This is a genomic window from Halobacillus sp. A5 (genome assembly GCF_024189315.1).
GTDB lineage: Bacteria > Bacillota > Bacilli > Bacillales > Halobacillaceae > Halobacillus_A.
The window spans coordinates 380,551-398,281 of sequence record NZ_JAIZEO010000003.1 but is presented as its reverse complement, the minus strand read 5'-3'; the positions used below and the strand labels follow the sequence as shown (position 1 = coordinate 398,281).

The following is a 17,731-nucleotide window of genomic DNA, read 5'->3' as shown; positions in this document are numbered from 1 at the left end:
GTCCCTTTTTCATGTACAAATCGTATTTGGACAGGAGGAAGAGGAATGACTTCACAATCTTACTATCTAGGTGTAGACATCGGGACGACCAGTACGAAGTCGGTACTTTTTAATAAACAGGGGGAAGTAATTAATCAGCATACCATTAACTATCCTTTACATACCCCTAACCAGCTAGTGGCCGAACAAAGCCCATCTGAAATTTTAGAGGCTGTTCTCGGTACGATCCGGGAAACCGTCCGGAAAGCAAACCTGCAGACCGATGAACTCTCTTTTGTTTCCTTCAGCTCTGCAATGCACAGCTTGATTGCAGTAGATGAAAATGATGAACTGCTGACAAACAGTATTACATGGGCGGATACCCGGAGCGCTGAATACGCCAGGAAAATTAAGGAAGAACTAAATGGGCATGAAATTTATCTACGTACTGGTACGCCTATTCATGCCATGTCTCCACTAGCTAAGCTAGTGTGGCTGAAAGAGGAGAAGCCTGAAATTTTTGTAAAGGCTAAAAAATTCATCTCCATCAAAGAGTATGTTTTTCATAAGCTATTTGGTGAATACGTTGTTGATCACTCGATTGCATCTGCAACAGGACTCTTTAATTTAAAGGATTTGAACTGGGACGAGGAGGCTCTTCAAATAGCAGGTATTTCTTCCGACCAACTCTCGAACATTGTTCCTACTACTCACATCGTTAAAGGTATTAAAGAAGAATACCAGGCTTATTTAGGTGTTACAGAACAAACTCCATTTATCGTAGGTGCAAGTGACGGTGTCCTGTCAAATCTTGGAGTAAACGCTATTGAGCCGGGTGTCATTGCTGTAACAATTGGGACAAGCGGGGCGATACGGAGCGTAACCAATGAACCAAAAACCGATCCTAAAGGCCGCATTTTCTGTTACGCATTAACTGAGGACCACTGGGTGATCGGCGGACCTGTTAACAATGGCGGTATGGTACTGCGCTGGCTGAGAGACGAATTTGCTGCTGCAGAAGTGGAAACCGCCAAACGGCTTGGTATCGATCCCTATGACGTTTTAACAAAAATAGCGACCAATGTACCTGCTGGCTCTGATGGTTTGGTCTTCCACCCGTTCCTTACAGGTGAAAGGGCTCCATTGTGGAATTCGAGTGCCCGCGGTTCGTTTTTTGGTCTAAGTATTCACCACGAAAAGCAGCACATGGTACGGGCGGTACTGGAAGGAATTATTTATAACTTGTACACAGTTCTGCTGGCGCTCGAAGAATTAACTGGAGAACCGCAGCGTATTCAGGCAACCGGTGGATTTGCGCGCTCTGAAGTATGGCGGCAGATGATGACTGATATTTTCGATAAGCCTGTGGTGGTTCCTGAAAGCTATGAAAGTTCCTGCCTGGGAGCCATCGTACTCGGAATGTATGCAACCGGCGAGATTGAAGATTTCAGCATTGTCTCTGAAATGATTGGACACACGCACACGCATGAACCTGTTCCTGAAACTGCCGGTGTTTACCGTGAGCTTCTACCAATCTATATTAGATTGTCTCGTTTATTAGAGGAAGAGTATGGATCGATCGCAGAATTTCAACGAAAGCATATAAAATAAAAGCTTAGCCCCCGCCAGTTGTTGGCGGGGGCTTTCGCATTGTTTATGGGCGGTTTCGTAGATATATGGGCGATTACAGGGAGTTATGGGTTAAAAATCATTTTTATGGGTAATTAACTGGGTTTACGGGCGAAAACAACTTATTTATGGGTATGTTTAATCTTTCTCGCTTACATATTTCAAGTAATACTCGAAAGTTAAGTCGGCCAGCATGACGAGCGACGATCGATTCGATACGTCATAGCCTTCGTAGGAGACTTTTTCTACTGGAGCACTTACAGACTGCCGGCATGTGGTAAATAAGCTGCTGTCAGGATCGTTCGTCATCGCTACGGTTTCGATATTTAAATGATCAAGCTTATCAGCTGCTTTAAGCAGTGTCTCCGTTTCCCCGCTTGAGGAAATAAAAATAACGAGGTCATCTTTACCAATCCAGTTACTGATCAGATCGATCATATGTGATTCATAAATGTAAGTGGTAGAAAGGTTCATCTGCATTAATCGTTTACTCAAATACTCCCCGATCATTTTAGTAAGACCTACAGATAAAATGACAATACGATTTGACTTGTCAATCAACCGTGCAATATTTTTTAAATCATTCGGGTGAAGTTGTGACAAACTATCCTGTACATCTTTCTTATACCTCTCAATCGGATCAAGATCACGCGGCATAAGGTCTGCCTTATAATTTTTCATGAAATACTTAAGTTCAGAATAACCTTCCATTCCAAGTTTATGACATAAGCGCACCACTGTTGTAGTACTCACATTGTTTTCTTCAGCCATTTTAGTAAGCGGCATCGCTTTTGACTCTTCCCAGTGATGCTCCATGTAATAGAGCACATGCTTCTCAGAGTGTGTCAGCGTTGGTATTTTTGTGGAAAAGGTATCTAGTAAAATGCCCATAATACAGCCTCTTTTCTGAAATCTCTTCCGAGTATAGCATGTTAAATGTACAATTGTACATTTCCTGTATAACTACAACTGTGCAACCTATGATACAAATGAATTAAGCCAATGAAAACACTTACAAAGAATAGAAAGGGTGACAAGAATGAATTTAGCTCATATGACACAACCGTCACTTGTACGGTTTGATTTACAGGAAACAAGAAAAGAAAATGTCATCTGGAAATTAACTGAACAGCTGTATAAGGAAGGCTATTTAAATTCAATAGACGACTTTTATAATGAAGTCTTAGCAAGAGAAAAATTATCAGCTACCGGCTTTGAAGCAGGGCTTGCAATCCCTCACGGAAAGTCAGCAGCCGTCAAAAAAGCTGGTTTCGCTGTAGCCAGGCTGTCTAATTCAATTGATGACTGGGAGAGCATTGATCCCGATAACAAAGTTGAGCTCGTTTTCTTACTAGCTATCCCTGAAGGAGAAGCTGGGTCCACACACTTAAACTTATTAGCTGAACTAAGCACACGATTAATGGACAAGCCTTATTACCAACGGTTGATGGCAGCTGAGAATTCAGACGAATTTCTTACGGCTCTTGACCAGAAAGATGACGCAGACGACACACCGGTACAAGAAACCAATCAAACTGTTCTCGTAGTTACGGCTTGTGCTGCCGGAATCGCTCACACGTACATGGCGGCTGAAGCTATGGAGCAGGCCGGTAAGCAAAAAGGTGTGCGTGTATTTTCAGAAAAACAAGGAGCGAACGGACTTGAGGATGAACATACGGCTGAGCGTATTAAAGAAGCCGATGCCGTTGTTTTTGCTACAGACATTTCACCTAAAGGAAAGGATCGCTTTAAAGGACTTCCATACGTTCAGACCCGGGTTGCAGCCCCGCTTGAGCGTGGAGAAGAATTAATTGAACAAGTTTTAAACAACCCTGACGGCATTGTAGAAGGAAACGGTGAAGAAACCAATACCTCTTCCTCGCCGAACAAAAAGCAAGGGATCCTCGCAGAAATGGGACAGGCCATTCTTACAGGTATATCATATATGATTCCTGTCATTGTAGCAGCCGGTCTCATGATGGGAATTGCTAAGCTTGGAGCGATTCCGTTCGGCCTGGTAAATGAAATTAACGATACGAGCTATGCTACATCTGATAATGAACTATTAGTGATTTTGCACCACTTAGATAAATTCGGATTTTTAATATTCCAATTCATGTACCCTATTTTTGCTGCTTTTACCGCTTATTCGCTGGCTGACCGCGTAGGGATTGTTGCAGGTTTTATCGGCGGACTATTTGCCGCAGGTGTACACCATCAATATTGGGGGATTGAAGATGGGATTCCTTCAGGATTTTTAGGAGCTTTAATTCTTGGTTTAACGGCAGGGTATCTTGCAAGATTTTTAAATGAAAAAATTAAATTGAATAAAAACTTTCAAGCTATGAAGCCAATGCTAATTATTCCCGCTATTAGCGTTCTCTCTATTTTCTTGTTGAACTTCTATATTGTTGACCCTGTATTTGGCGGCTTGAACGAGCTTTTACGCGTGACCATCGAATCTGCGCAGGGGTCTGGTGAAGTGGTCCTATCGACGATTATCGCGTCTGCTACCGCTTTTGACTTAGGCGGCCCTGTCAACAAAGCAGCTGGAGCTATTGCGATTGGACTTGCAGCTGATGAAATCTTCCCGTTAACTTCTCGAGTACTCGCCATTGTGATCCCGCCGATCGGGCTTGGACTGGCTACGGTTTTAGACCGGTTTGTCGTAGGACGCCGTGTATTCGATGCGAACCTTAGAGTGGCAGGAAACACGTCTATTTTACTTGGCTTTATCGCTATTAGTGAAGGTGCGATTCCGTTCATGCTCAGAAATCCTTTAATTACGATCCCGATTAACATTATTGGAGCGATTATAGGCTCTGTTACGGCTGTTGTACTCGGAGCTATACAATGGTATCCTCTTCCAGCCTTCTGGGGATGGCCGCTGGTTGAAAATATTTGGGCTTACTTGATTGGCTTAGCCGTGGGCTCTCTATTTATTGCCCTTTCTAATATTTTCATCCGCCACGCTTTAATTAAGAAAGGACGCATGACGATTCAATAACACAAAATCAGCCTGTCCCTGCAGGTGGACAGGCTTCCATGCTAAAGGAGGCTTCTTACATGTCAAAGAAACGTGTATATGTCGTTCCTCATTCCCACTGGGATAGGGAGTGGTATTTTACAATAGAGGATTCAAACTTATTACTCGCCGAAAATCTTGATCATCTCATTCGCATTTTAGAAGAGAATTCAGAATATCACGGCTATATTTTTGACGCGCAAGTTTCGGTTGTCGATGAATATTTAAAAGTTCGGCCAATGAATGTCGAACGACTTCGTCAGCTGATTAAATCAAAGCGGTTATTTGTCGGGCCATGGTATACTCAGGCAGATTCCCTGCTTGTAGACAAAGAATCTCTCATAAGAAATTTATTGTACGGTGTAAAAGGTGCCAAAGAGATGGGGCACTCGATGAACATAGGGTACCTCCCGGACATTTTCGGTCAGAACCAGTACCTTCCTTCTATTTTTAAGGGGTTCGGCATTACAAACGCTATTCTTCAACGAGGTATTTATAAGGACGAGCTTGACGGGAATACAAATTTCCTATGGTCCTCCCCTGACGGCAGTCAAGTGAGAGCCAACGTCATCCCCCTCGGCTATGGGCCGGGAAAATTTCTGAATGCTGAGAATGAGTTTCACTATGGACGACTGCAGCCTATGCTTAAGAAACTAGAAAAAGTTAATCAAGACTCGGACAATCTGCTTCTTCCAGCTGGTGGTGATCAAGTGCTCGTCCGTGAGCATTTTCCACAAACGATTAAGCAATTAAATGAAAAAGATGACCGCTACGAATACATTCTTTCCGATTATGAAACATTTATGAACGAGACGTGGGAAGCCGCTTCTTTTTCTAACACAATTGAAGGAGAACTGATTGGTACGGAAGGTTCCAGAATTCACAACACGATAGGCTCTCAGCGGTATGATATTAAAAAACTCAATGACGAAGCAGAGCATAAAATTATTCATCAACTAGAACCGCTTGCTTCAATTGGATTACGTGTGGGACTGCGTTATCCTCAGGAATGGCTGGATCTCATGTGGAAGGAATTATTTGATGTGCATGCTCACGATAGTATCGGCGGCTGTAATTCTGATGACACCAATCAAGATATTGTTCAGCGGCTTGTTAAAGTGAAAAGACAGACAGATGGTCTTATGAACCTTCTGAAAAAACAAATTACTGAGGCGGTTCGAAATGAAGTAAATGATCCTGATATTGCCTTAATTTTCAACACGTCTCCCAAGCCATATAATGGCGGAATTAAAGCTGTATTTTTCACAAATTCACCTGGCATTGGAATCCATTCCATAGACGGGGAAGCTCTGAAGTGTTCAATTATGAAACAAGACTATTTGAGTGGAGGCAAGAAAATTGTAGTAACTGCTGAAGGAGATCAGGAGGTTGAAATCCCTGGATACTATCGTTCGGAAGTATATATTCCTCATTCAGAAGTGCCTGCTCTGGGATATACAACTTGGAAGCTTGTCACAGGCCAGGGGAATAACGACATTCTAAGCTCAAGACCGGATCATTCTATAGGCAATCGTCATTATGTCGTAGAGTGGTCAAACGGCTCGCTTTCTTTAACCGAACGAGCGTCAAACACTACAATTGAAGACTTTATCCAATTTGAAGATACAGCGGATGCTGGAGATTCCTATGATTACTCTCCTCTTCCTGGTGATCAGCCTGTTTTCTCAAAAGAAGGAGAGCTTCTATCCGTAGATCATTCTCATTCTGTGCACAGGTTGACCGTGAGACATACCATCCTGCTGCCAATAGACTTATCTGCCCGTAAGCAGGGGCAGGCTGATCAACCTTTATCTATTACTACAGTAATTGAGCTGCGTGAGGATGAGGAATTTATCCGGGTGAAGCATACTCTCAATAACACGGTAAGAGATCATCGTTTTAGAGTACTTGTAAAAACACCTGTCACAAATCCAATATGGTCGTATGGAGATCAAGGGTACAGTTTAATTCAACGTCCTGTCGTAAGCGAGCGTATGGTAAATTGGAGAGAACTTGGATATAAAGAAGCACCCGTTCCGATTTACAAAGTGGAGCAGTTTGCCGGCCTGCTGAGTGAGCGTGGTTCCCTGGCAGCTTTCACCAAGGGAATTAAGGAATATGAAATTGTTAAATCCTCTATTGCATTAACTCTATTCCGCAGTGTAGGTCTGCTTGGCAGGGATGACCTCATGTGGCGCCCAGGACGCGCTTCAGGCATTAACAATAAAGTAGTAACAACTCCTGATGCTCAAATGCAGGGGGAAATGACGTTTGAATATGCACTGCAGCTCTCAGGCAGTGAGCTCCGTGCGGAGGAATTATTTGAAAGCGCTGATCGCTACAAAGAACGGTATGTGACGTATCAGCACCAGCAGTTAAATACGTTCGAGGAACGTTTAGACCGCTTTGAAATTCCGTACCCTATTAACAAACTGCCAGCCAAACTATCCATCACCGGACTTTACGAGGATGGCCTGTTTGTAAGTACTGTAAAAAAAGCTCATGACAACGATGATTTAATTATAAGGGTATATAATCCGACCGAAGTAAAGCGTGCATTAGATTTAAGTTCAAGTGACCACCTTGTGGCCGTGAACTTAAAAGAAGAAGCTGAAGGAGAGTTAGTTGTCGAGGCCAAAAGCTTCCAAACGATCCGTCTGTGTGCTGGAGGGAATAAAAATGAAGTTAATTAATCATATAAACAGGCATTTAGCTAAAATATACGGAGAGGTATCAAAACAGGATCTTCAACAGTTTGAAACCATCCTCTCTAAATGGAATAATGCGGACTGGAAGGCAGCAGAAGCTCCTACAGAAAAAAATGTATATCTCATTGCCTACGGAGACAGTATTTATCGCAGAGGAGAGCCGTCACTCCCTGTACTGCATCAATTTTTAAAAGAAGAGGCTGGTGAAGTCATTACTGATGTTCACCTGCTTCCCATGTTCCCTTACACATCTGATGATGGCTTCTCAGTCACGGATTATCGGGCCGTCAACCCTGAGCTTGGGTCATGGGCAGACATTCGTTCATTTTCAAAAGATTTTCGAATGATGTTCGACTTTGTTGCCAACCACATGTCGAAATCAAGCAAATGGTTCGAAAACTATTTAAACAATGAACCTGACTATTCACATTACTTTATTCCAAAGGATGAACGATTTGATGCAAGTCAAGTCGTCCGCCCACGAACCTCGCCTTTATTCCATGAATATGAAGGAGGAAAAACGGCCTGGACGACCTTTAGTGAAGATCAAGTCGATGTAAACTTCAAACATGTGCCTGTACTCGTTGAAATGACGGATATTTTACTCGAATATGCGTATCAAGGAGCTTCAAGTATTCGGCTGGACGCCATAGGATTCATTTGGAAAAAGTCCGGCACAACTTCGATACACCTTGAGGAAGCCCATGAAATCATTAAACTGTGGCACACCATTCTGAATTCGTTTAAGCCAAATACACAAATCATCACGGAAACCAATGTGCCTCACAAGGAAAACATCAGTTATTTCGGTAACCAAACAGATGAAGCCAATATGGTCTATCAGTTCAGCCTGCCGCCTCTCGTTTTGTACAGTATGGTCACCCATAATGCTGAAAAACTGACCGACTGGGCGAAATCAATTAAAAAAGTTTCAGATTCAGCTACCTACTTTAACTTTTTAGCAAGCCATGATGGGATTGGCATGCGGCCAACGGAAGGGATTTTGTCAGAGGAAGACCGGCAGCTTCTCGTCGACCAAACTAAACGAAATGGCGGAGAGGTGTCTTATAAAAGTAATCCAGATGGTACTCAGTCCGTATACGAGCTTAACATCAATTACTCTGAGGCTTTAGTTAATAAGGGAGAAGATATCACCCGGGAAGATGAAACAAAGAAAATGCTGGCAGCTCACTCGATTCTACTTTCTGTTATTGGGGTACCCGCTTTATATTACCATTCTTTACTGGGTTCAAAAAATGATAGAAGCGGTTTTGAAAATTCAGGGATGGCAAGACGGATTAACCGTGAGAAACTGGAATTTAACGAAATTAAGCAGGAGCTTTATGAGAATGAGCGGCGATCATCTATTTTCAATGGTCTTAAAGAAATGCTCAAGATTAGACAGCAGGAACCTGCTTTTTCACCTTATGCTGACCAAGAAATAGTCGATATTGCCCCAAGTGTTTTCGCGTTAAAAAGGGTAAATGAGAACACAGGGGATGAAGTGTTCTTTGCTGTAAATACTTCCAGAAATGATCTTTCATTCGAGCTGCCTTTTCATGGTTACACCTTACACGGACCTGTGGGTAAGGATGGCTCTGTCACATTAGGGGCATATGAATTTGTTTGGTTAAAACGATGAGACCCTTTCTTAAAACATGTGGTACAATGACCGTTAGAGTTAACATACAGACGAAAAAGGTGTGGAGCAATTATGTATCAGGAACCAATTTTTCTTAAGCCTGAATTTAAAGAACGTATTTGGGGCGGCACAAAGCTCAAAGACATTTTTAACTATAACATTCCTTCAGATGAAACAGGTGAATGCTGGGGGGTCTCTGGTCATGCAAATGGTCCTAATGTAATTATGAATGGTCCGCTAAAAGGCAAAACACTGGATTATGCGTGGAGGAAGCACCGTGAGTTGTTTGGAAATGAAAAGGGAGAAGAATTCCCTTTACTAGTTAAGATCCTTGATTCAAAAAAAGACCTTTCTGTCCAGGTTCATCCTGATGATTCCTACGCCCGTGAAGTCGAAGGAGAAAACTACGGCAAAACGGAATGCTGGTATGTTATAGATTGTGAAGAAGGATCTGAAATTATCTTCGGACACCATGCTAAAAGTAAGGACGAGTTTGCAGCAATGGTAAAAAGTGAAAATTGGGACCAGTTACTGCGCCGCATCAAAGTTAAGCCTGGAGACTTCTTTTATGTACCAAGCGGAACAATTCACGCAATTGGGGAAGGGATTCAAATTCTAGAAACCCAGCAAAGCTCGGATATTACCTATCGTGTATACGACTACGACCGTGTTGGAATTGATGGAAATAAGCGGGAACTTCACCTGGACCGCTCCATGGATGTTACAGCGGTCCCCCATCTGGATCCTGAATTGACAAGAGATTCATTTTTAGAAGCGGGGTTACGATTTGAGAAGCTGGTGGAAGAAGAATATTTTACCGTTCACCACTGGGACTTAGATGGTACGAGCAATGAACTGCACCCGGAAAAATATACACTCGTTAGTGTACTTAATGGAGATGGAGTCCTTCATACTAATGATAAAGAATATTCATTTAAAAAAGGAGATCATTTTATCATTCCAGCAACAACTGAAAGCTTTACAATCAGCGGCCGCGCTCAAATGATTACTTCAAAATCAAATAAATAATCAGAAACGCACAGCATTCCTGCTGTGCGTTTCTGTTTCAGCTTGTAGAGAAACACTGTGTTTTACTACAAGCTTTTTTTGTGCGCCCGTGCGGACAAATACCACTCGCTTTCCGCGGACGAACGCCCGAGCCTCCTCGTGAAAACCCCACTGCGGGGTCTCGGATCGCCCGTTTTTCCGCAGGAGTCTCCTGGTATTTGACCGCCCTTCACCAAAAAAGACTCTCCTTCACCTAACTCACCTTGGTTAGGTGAAGGGCAATCTTTTTCATGTTCTGGCAGGCAGCCGTCAGTAACGCCTGCTCTCGAACTTTTTCGAGGATAAAGGAGAAATCTATGTATTGGTCAATCTTACGGAGTAAGTGATTTTCCGGAACAAGCTCTTCAATCGTTACGATTTCCATTTCATTTTGTCGTTCTTTTCTGGACTGAAACAAAAGACCACGGCCTAAACAGATTCTTATCAATAGGATAACAAATAAACGCGGTGAAAAATAAAAGAAATCAAAAAAATCAGGCTGTCGAGACTTTCTCGACAGCCTGATTTTTTTAATTGTTATCATCGTATCGCAAGTCCTAAAGCACCTTTCACACCCGCTTCATTTGTCAAACCCGGCGGTACAATATATTCATTAATGTTCTCTTCCGTAAGTCTCGGTGAGCTCACATACCCATTAAGCATTTCTAGTACATTTTCTCGAATCATATCAAAAAGCTGCTCTTGCTGCATGACGCCTCCCCCCATAATAATACGCTCAGGCGAAAGGATATAAATGTAGTTCACAAGTGCCTGGGCTAAGTAATAAGCTTCTACTTCCCACACGAGTGGGTCTTCAGCCAGTTCTATCCCGGCTTTCCCCCACCGTTCCTCAATAGCCGGACCTGCTGCCATCCCTTCTAAACAATCCTTATGGTATGGACAGGCTCCAGCAAATGTATCCTTCTTATGCCGCCTTACAGCAATATGACCCATTTCCGGGTGGGATAGACCGGTCAGTGTACCGCCATTCACAATCGCTCCTGCACCGATACCTGTACCTACTGTAATATACAGACAAGTATCAACATCGACTGCATTTCCCCAGCGCGACTCAGACAAAGCTGCTACATTTACGTCTGTATCCACAACCACAGGCACTTGAAGATTCTTCTCAATATCGCCTGCTAAAGGAAAGTCGATCCAGTCAATCTTAGGTGTCCTTTGAATCTGGCCATACGTTCCGCCTTTTTCATTAATATCAATAGGGCCGAAACTTCCCACGCCCATGCGCTCAATATTTTTTTCTTGAAAAAAATCGTACACCTTTGGCATTGTAATCTCAGGCGATTCAGTTGGAATAACTAGTTTCTCAAAAATATTACCCTGCTCATCCCCTACAGCACATACAAATTTAGTACCACCGGCTTCAATCGCACCAATTATCATCCTCTCACTCACCATCCCATTTCATTATCTAATGTGTATTGTATCATTTTTTAAGTCCCAAATTTGAACATGGGAAGACTTATTTGTATTTATTGTTAAGGAATCGTTCCCATTAGGAGCAAACATTCTCGAAGTGAATACTTCTTCCCCATCATTTACAAAAATCTCCAGCGATGAGTGATCTACAAATATATGAAGTCGATTTAATCCCGATGGAAGACAACAGCTCCGTGTTTCTTTTATTCCATTTACATAGCTTGGTCTCTCAAGCGTCAACACACCTTCTGCTTGATTAAAATACAAATCAGCATAACCGAAGATATTTAAACTTTCTATATCGCCGTTAATATCTATTTCTGAAGTTTTTGAGATTGATGTTTGATACTTTCTATCGAACTGCCTGTCTATAGCCTCGCCTATTCTTAACAGCTTCATTTCATCTAAAGGATGCTGGAGGATTTTATCATTTCTTAACTCTAATTTCCGCGGCAGCGTCATTTGATGGACCCATCCATTGGGAACAGTCGGCTGCTCAGCTTCATTTTGGTCAGGCACACCCATCCAGCCGATTAGGATCCTCCTCCCATTGTCGTCTAGAGTGGTTTGGGGAGCATAGAATTCGAAACCTCGGTCCAGCTCTAAGAACTTCCCATGTTTATAGGCGGCTGTTTCATAATCAACCGTGCCGATAACATAGCCGGATTGATAGTGATTATTATAATCGATCCCGTCTGCTTCAAGCCCCTGGGGAGAGAAAAGGAGTACATCCCGTTCATTCAGTGAAAAAAGATCCGGACACTCCCACATATACCCTAAATTTTCGAGTGGCTCTGCGTTTGCATGTGAGAGTACACCTATGCAAGTCCAATCTTCCAGACCTGCAGACTTCAATAAAACGGCACACCCTTTTTTATCAAGTTTTTGAGCACCAATTACCATATACCATTGATCCTCATGTTTCCATACTTTCGGATCACGAAAATGAGGGGTGTAGCCTTCAGGCAGTCTTACTTTTACACCTTTTTTTTCAAAATGAAACCCATCCGCTGACTCAGCTAAGCATTGATAAGTTTCACGGTTTCCTTGCTCGTCCTTTACATTTCCTGTATAAAAAACTTTCAGCATCCCGTCTGCATTTACGGCGCTGCCTGAATAGCAGCCGCTTTTATCAAACCAATCAGCTGGTGTAAGCGCTATAGGTTCGTAACGCCAGTTCACAAGATCCCTGGAAGAAAAATGCCCCCAAAATTTAGCTCCATGTCCCGTATGAAACGGCATCCATTGAAAGAAAAGGTGGTACCTTCCTTTCCACTGAATCCAACCATTTGGATCATTTAGAAGGCCCGAAGGGGGGGCGAGGTGATAACCAGGAAAGTAAGGATCCTGTTTCACATTTTCAAAATACATATCAACCGCTTGTTCAGCCCGCTGACGTAATTCACAATCATAACTCATACAAATCATATCTCCTTAACTGAACAAAAGGAGACCCAGTCATCCCAGGTCCCTTTTGCATTATGATTCTATTTTCTATCAAGCATTTTATCACTGAACCCAAACAAATACGTAAGCACGAAAGCTGTTCCGATTGCGACAAGGTTTACAATAATGTAACCAAAGATCTGTTCATTTAAATAAAGCAGAGATCCTGGAATAACTGTAATCGCAAGTCCTGTAGCCTGTAAGTTAAAGATCGAAGCGAGGAAGCCGGACACTCCTCCGCCGATCAACCCCATAACAAAAGGCTTCATATAGCGTAAGTTCACACCGAAAATCGCAGGCTCTGTAATCCCTAAGAAAGCGGACAGCGATGATGGGTAAGCAATCGCTTTAAGCTTGGCTGAGCTGGTCTTAACACCAACAGCAAGCGCTGCTCCGCCCTGAGCTGCGATAGCTCCGGTAATCACCGGGTTGAAAGGGTTATACCCTAGATTTTCAAACAATTGAATCTCTAAGAAGTTGAAGATGTGGTGGACGCCAGTGATTACAATAATCTGGTGGAACAACCCAATAATTAAACCGCTCAGTCCAAACGGAAGCTCCAAAAGGAACAGCATAGTTTGGAAAATTCCATCTTCAGCAATGTGTAAAATAGGTCCGATAATAAACAAGGACAACGCAATCATTACCAGCAATACGATAAATGGAGTAAGAATTAAATCCAAGGCTTCCGGAATGCGTTTTCTACACCATTTCTCTAATTTCGCTCCAATCAATCCAGCAAAGAATGCAGGCAGAACAGATCCCTGGTAACCCACAATTGGAATGAAATCTAAGAAGTAAATTGGATCTTCATTTCCTTCTGCAACAGCCCAGGCATCGGGAAGTGAAGGTGAAACGAGCATTAAACCAAGCACCAGACCAATTACAGGCGTGCCGCCAAATACTTTAAACGTGGACCAGGCAACCAGCGCAGGCAGAAACACGAAGGCTGTATCAGTGAGCACCTGCGTAAAGAGAACCACGTTCTCAGGAACTGTATCCGGAGTCAACCCGAAGAATTCCAAAAAGGTTTCCTGAAGGAGTAAACCGCGCAGACCCATAAACAGTCCGGTTGCTACCAGGACGGGGATAATTGGAACAAAGACATCGCCAAATGTACGGATTGCTCTTTGAAAAGCCGTACCCTGTTTAGCCGCTTCCTCTTTCATCTCGGATTTTGAAGAACCTTCGACTCCCTCTTCCATAACAGCCTGATAAATTTGGTTGACTGTCCCAGTACCAAAAATTATTTGATACTGCCCAGAGTTATAAAAAGCACCTTTTACTTTTTCAATTTCTTCTAAAGTGTCCACATCAACTTTTTCCCGGTCATGGACCATCACTCTTAATCTAGTGGCACAGTGAGCAATCGATTGGATATTACTTTCTCCGCCGACTGCTTCAATGACCTGCTTAGCAATTTCGTTATTACTCGCCATGAATTTTCCTCCTTTATTAATATGGAATCGATTACACACACAATAAAATAATAGTGTATTGAATAATTTCTATCCTTTTTACTTAAATAAGGAATCGATTACATACTGCACATAAAAAATGTAAGCGCTTGTAAATCGATTTAAAAAAAAGAGCGTTTATTGTGTAATCGATTACATGTCATTTACTGATTATTACTATACACTATCTCTTTTTATAAGTCTATAGGTTTGCACGAATTTTTCCGCTTCCTTTTTTTGCTTAATTTGCTGAATCAGCAGTTCAGCGGCTCTATGTCCCGCTTCTTTATTAAAATAATCTACAGTTGTTAAAGAAGGAGTTACATATCGGGACATGGTCGAGGCTCCTATCCCAACTACAGCCATATCTTCAGGAATACGATATCCCTGTTCCCTTAAGTATTCCATTGCGCCAATAGCCATACGGTCTGTTACCACAAATACTGCTGATGGCAGCTCTCCTCTGGAATTCTTAATAATTTTTTTCATAGCTTCATAACCGGACTCTATACTAAAATCTCCTGTTTCAATCCAGGATTCATCAAAATTGTAACCTCGGCTTGCCATAGCGTCCACGTACCCCTTTTTTCTTAGCCGGCCAACTGAAGGGTCCTCTTCACTGACTCCAATAAAAGCGACCTTCTCGTACCCTTTACTTAGAAGCATATTTGTTACATCGACTGACGCGTGATAGTCATCATATAATATAGAGGTTACTCCAGGCAGATCCTGTCCCAGTGATATAAAGGGCAGTTCTACATCTTTAATCGTTGCAATAAGCTGATCATTCACATTCGTCGCAAGTAAAATAATCCCATCCACATGGCGGCTTTGAAGCAGGCGGATGTACTCAATCTCCTTTTGTTTATCAAGCTCTGTATCAGTTAGTAGAATCTGAAAATTACCTTTCGCTACTACTTCATTAATTCCGCTCACCACGCGGCTTGCTGTTTCTGTATCAATGCGGGGGATGATAACACCGATAACTCCCGACTTCTTTGTACGGAGCGACTTTGCGGATAGACTGGGGATATACCCTGTTTCTTCAACGATCTGCATAATGCGTTTACGCACATCCTCACTTACATATCCATTATTATTCAATACTCGGGAAACCGTTGTGCGAGAAACGTTGGCCATTTTTGCAATATCATTAATCGTTGTCATATCCGCGCCTCCATTACGTAATCTACAATCATTTTAGGTGAAAAGGAGCTGATTGTCTATCTTAGTAATAATTATACAGATTTTCCAAACTTTGAGAATTTTTTGAAGTCCTTATAGAAATCGAAACAGTCTCTGCATAGTTCTACCCATTTTGTTTTCCCATCTGTCACCGTTACTAGATCTTTTTCTTCAACTAGTTCCTTACACTTCCAGCAGGTTCCTTTAATTTCTATTACTTCTTCCAATTCTTTTTTTCTTACGTGGTCAAAATAGCTCATATCTTCATCCTCCTACTTTATATTGCTCCTACTATACTCTGTAGAAAGATAAGTCTCTAATGCGGAAGTTTGAAAATTATCTCTTGATAAATCTCATAAAAATGAACTTTCATCCTAATTATTCTCATAAATTGACTTTCAGAGGCAAGAGAACATTTGCATTATTATGCTTTTTCCTCGTACGGAAGATGCCCTACAATTTTCACAAACAGTCCGCCGTAATAGGATTCAAGTTGATCAATAACGATTCTGGATTCTTTTATTAATTGAACGGTGTCTCGATCTAAATGACAGCCATCGCAAATCCTCTTCCATAAGGGAGTAACTTTCTCCTGCACTGCCGCTTTACATTTCTCCTCCATTTTGACATGTTCAAACAAAAGTACTTTGCTTCCAGGTTTGGCTGTTCTTTCGATTTCCTTAATAGCCGCTTTGGGGCCGGGTATTGTACAAAATACTAAAGTGGCTGCTACAGAGTCAAAATAGTCATCAGGAAATGGAAGTGATTCTGCTTTTGCTTCATGAAATCTGATTTGAGGTTCCGCTTCCCTCCCTTTTTTAAAAGCAAAATTCACCATAGAAGCGTTCGGTTCAACAGCCTCTACTATAGAATTATTACGGTAGTAGGGAAAGTTCAATCCCGTACCTGCTCCAATCTCTAAAACATGTCCCTTTGCTTCATTTATTAAATCCTTTCTTACGCTGGCCAATTTTTGGTTTTCAAAAGGCCGTATCATAAGGTCATAGATTACCGGAAATAGTCTGCCCACCTTCAATCACTCCTTTATAAAAGGTTTTCCCTAAGAAGATAACTCATAACCTAAAGTCCTGACAGGTTGGATAATTTTATTTACTGTCTATTAGGGAATCCGTCAATTCTATTGCCAGACGTTCAGCGGATAATGGTCCAGCAAACGTCCCCATATCTCCCGGGAGCTTATAAGTTCGATTTTCTTCAACAAACTCCAGATTTGTCCAAGCAGGATTATCTGCAAGCTGATCGTCAAATATATTGTCATCTTCCTGTACTAAGTAAAAGAAATGTACATTTTGATAGTTTTGCAGTGTCTCTACAGTTGTTTCAATAAAACCATAAATTTCAGGTTCTTCAGTCTTTACAGCATTCTGAATTCCTAATTCCTCAAGTACACCAGCCACCACTGAGTTGTCTGTAAAGTGCCTCATTGTTGGTGTATTCTGCGACGAGAATGCTTGTGTTACCACTGCCTCAATATTATCAAAACCTGCACTTTCAAGACGTTCGGCCTGTTCTTTATATGTAGTATCTAATTTCTCTTTCATTTCATCCGCTTCTTCTTGTTTATCAAAGATAGCAGCCATCGAATCAAATTCGTTAAGTAAATGTTCGTATTGGTCCTCAGCACCTTCTTCTGAATACGGAGAAAACATAACTGTCGGGGCAATCTCTTCCAGTTCTTCAATTATTCCTTCATGACGATATTTTGCGCCTATAATGAGGTCAGGTTCCAAGCTGGCAATCGCTTCAAGGCTCGGTTCTGATCGGGTACCAATATCCTCTGTTGATTCCCTCAGCGGATCCCCCACATTAACCCAGTGGTTATACCCTTCAACATCAGCTACTCCTAAAGGTTCAACATCTAAAGGAAGTAAGTGCTCTACATACGACCATTCCAGGACAACGACGTTTTCCGGGGTTCCTTCAATTATTTGTTCTCCCATGCCATCTTCAATCGTTACTGTTCTCTCATCAGTATTTGTCACTTCTGACTCGCTGCAGCCTATCATTACAATAGACAAAGTAAGAAATAAACCCAATAATAGATTTTTCATTCTACATATCTCCTTAGTATTACACTGGTTTTAATTGATAAAGATTCTCATTATCAATTAAAACCATCCTACCTCTCCCCCATCTTCTTGTCAATATA

The 17,731-nt window shown here is 42.0% G+C and carries 13 protein-coding genes and 1 pseudogene; 5 read left to right on the top strand and 9 right to left on the bottom strand.

Annotation, left to right across the window (positions count from 1 at the left end; genetic code table 11):
* Nucleotides 1-45 precede the first annotated feature (45 nt).
* Nucleotides 46-1,590: a gluconokinase gene (gene gntK, locus LF822_RS13755; protein ID WP_253924639.1), complete on the top strand. Its 1,545-nt coding sequence runs from the start codon at nt 46-48 to the stop codon at nt 1,588-1,590.
* 156 nt (nt 1,591-1,746) lie between these two features.
* Here gntK and LF822_RS13750 read toward each other — a convergent pair whose 3' ends face one another.
* Nucleotides 1,747-2,499, bottom strand: a complete 753-nt coding sequence (locus LF822_RS13750; RefSeq protein ID WP_253924638.1) for a MurR/RpiR family transcriptional regulator — start codon at nt 2,497-2,499, stop codon at nt 1,747-1,749.
* 148 nt (nt 2,500-2,647) lie between these two features.
* On the opposite strand from LF822_RS13750, the gene LF822_RS13745 reads away from it, so the two are divergent.
* From LF822_RS13745 to manA, 4 genes are all read left to right on the top strand, one after another.
* Entirely contained in the window at nt 2,648-4,615 is a 1,968-nt protein-coding gene (locus tag LF822_RS13745; protein WP_253924637.1) for a fructose-specific PTS transporter subunit EIIC, read from the top strand.
* Between the two features lie 59 nt (nt 4,616-4,674).
* On the top strand, nt 4,675-7,326 hold the full coding sequence (locus LF822_RS13740) for a glycoside hydrolase family 38 N-terminal domain-containing protein (protein WP_253924636.1): 2,652 nt from the start codon (nt 4,675-4,677) through the stop codon (nt 7,324-7,326).
* Entirely contained in the window at nt 7,307-8,983 is a 1,677-nt protein-coding gene (locus LF822_RS13735) for a sugar phosphorylase (RefSeq protein ID WP_371925925.1), read from the top strand. Before LF822_RS13740 ends, LF822_RS13735 begins: the two co-directional genes overlap by 20 nt.
* Before the next feature lie 72 nt (nt 8,984-9,055).
* A complete protein-coding gene (gene manA / locus LF822_RS13730; RefSeq protein ID WP_253924634.1) occupies nt 9,056-10,012 on the top strand; it encodes a mannose-6-phosphate isomerase, class I in 957 nt (318 codons plus the stop codon).
* Between the two features lie 304 nt (nt 10,013-10,316).
* Here manA and LF822_RS23245 read toward each other — a convergent pair.
* The 8 genes and pseudogenes from LF822_RS23245 to LF822_RS13690 all read right to left on the bottom strand — a co-directional run.
* A pseudogene (locus LF822_RS23245) lies at nt 10,317-10,415 on the bottom strand (transposase); the annotation flags it as partial.
* 155 nt (nt 10,416-10,570) lie between these two features.
* A complete protein-coding gene (locus LF822_RS13720; protein WP_256522047.1) occupies nt 10,571-11,437 on the bottom strand; it encodes an ROK family protein in 867 nt (288 codons plus the stop codon).
* Between the two features lie 24 nt (nt 11,438-11,461).
* Nucleotides 11,462-12,892, bottom strand: coding sequence for a sucrose-6-phosphate hydrolase (locus LF822_RS13715; RefSeq protein WP_253924633.1), 1,431 nt, complete (start codon nt 12,890-12,892; stop codon nt 11,462-11,464).
* Nucleotides 12,893-12,960: 68 nt separating this feature from the next.
* Nucleotides 12,961-14,358: a sucrose-specific PTS transporter subunit IIBC gene (locus LF822_RS13710; RefSeq protein WP_253924632.1), complete on the bottom strand. Its 1,398-nt coding sequence runs from the start codon at nt 14,356-14,358 to the stop codon at nt 12,961-12,963.
* 195 nt (nt 14,359-14,553) lie between these two features.
* The gene (locus LF822_RS13705) at nt 14,554-15,543 is read right to left on the bottom strand and encodes a LacI family DNA-binding transcriptional regulator (RefSeq protein WP_253924631.1); all 990 of its coding nucleotides are present in this window, start codon (nt 15,541-15,543) and stop codon (nt 14,554-14,556) included.
* Nucleotides 15,544-15,614: 71 nt separating this feature from the next.
* Nucleotides 15,615-15,821, bottom strand: a complete 207-nt coding sequence (locus LF822_RS13700; protein WP_253924630.1) for a hypothetical protein — start codon at nt 15,819-15,821, stop codon at nt 15,615-15,617.
* A gap of 164 nt (nt 15,822-15,985) precedes the next feature.
* Complete coding sequence (locus LF822_RS13695; RefSeq protein ID WP_253924629.1) at nt 15,986-16,591, bottom strand: class I SAM-dependent methyltransferase; 606 nt, start codon at nt 16,589-16,591, stop codon at nt 15,986-15,988.
* A gap of 76 nt (nt 16,592-16,667) precedes the next feature.
* Complete coding sequence (locus tag LF822_RS13690; RefSeq protein ID WP_253924628.1) at nt 16,668-17,633, bottom strand: ABC transporter substrate-binding protein; 966 nt, start codon at nt 17,631-17,633, stop codon at nt 16,668-16,670.
* Between the last annotated feature and the right edge of the window lie 98 nt (nt 17,634-17,731).

Bases quoted from the DNA above. Each gene is read 5' to 3' on its own strand.
- gntK (WP_253924639.1), top strand. From the start codon at position 46: ATGACTTCACAATCTTACTATCTAGGTGTAGACATCGGGACGACCAGT.
- LF822_RS13750 (WP_253924638.1), bottom strand. From the start codon at position 2,499: ATGGGCATTTTACTAGATACCTTTTCCACAAAAATACCAACGCTGACA.
- LF822_RS13745 (WP_253924637.1), top strand. From the start codon at position 2,648: ATGAATTTAGCTCATATGACACAACCGTCACTTGTACGGTTTGATTTA.
- LF822_RS13740 (WP_253924636.1), top strand. From the start codon at position 4,675: ATGTCAAAGAAACGTGTATATGTCGTTCCTCATTCCCACTGGGATAGG.
- manA (WP_253924634.1), top strand. From the start codon at position 9,056: ATGTATCAGGAACCAATTTTTCTTAAGCCTGAATTTAAAGAACGTATT.
- LF822_RS13720 (WP_256522047.1), bottom strand. From the start codon at position 11,437: ATGATAATTGGTGCGATTGAAGCCGGTGGTACTAAATTTGTATGTGCT.
- LF822_RS13715 (WP_253924633.1), bottom strand. From the start codon at position 12,892: ATGAGTTATGATTGTGAATTACGTCAGCGGGCTGAACAAGCGGTTGAT.
- LF822_RS13710 (WP_253924632.1), bottom strand. From the start codon at position 14,358: ATGGCGAGTAATAACGAAATTGCTAAGCAGGTCATTGAAGCAGTCGGC.
- LF822_RS13705 (WP_253924631.1), bottom strand. From the start codon at position 15,543: ATGACAACGATTAATGATATTGCAAAAATGGCCAACGTTTCTCGCACA.
- LF822_RS13700 (WP_253924630.1), bottom strand. From the start codon at position 15,821: ATGAGCTATTTTGACCACGTAAGAAAAAAAGAATTGGAAGAAGTAATA.
- LF822_RS13690 (WP_253924628.1), bottom strand. From the start codon at position 17,633: ATGAAAAATCTATTATTGGGTTTATTTCTTACTTTGTCTATTGTAATG.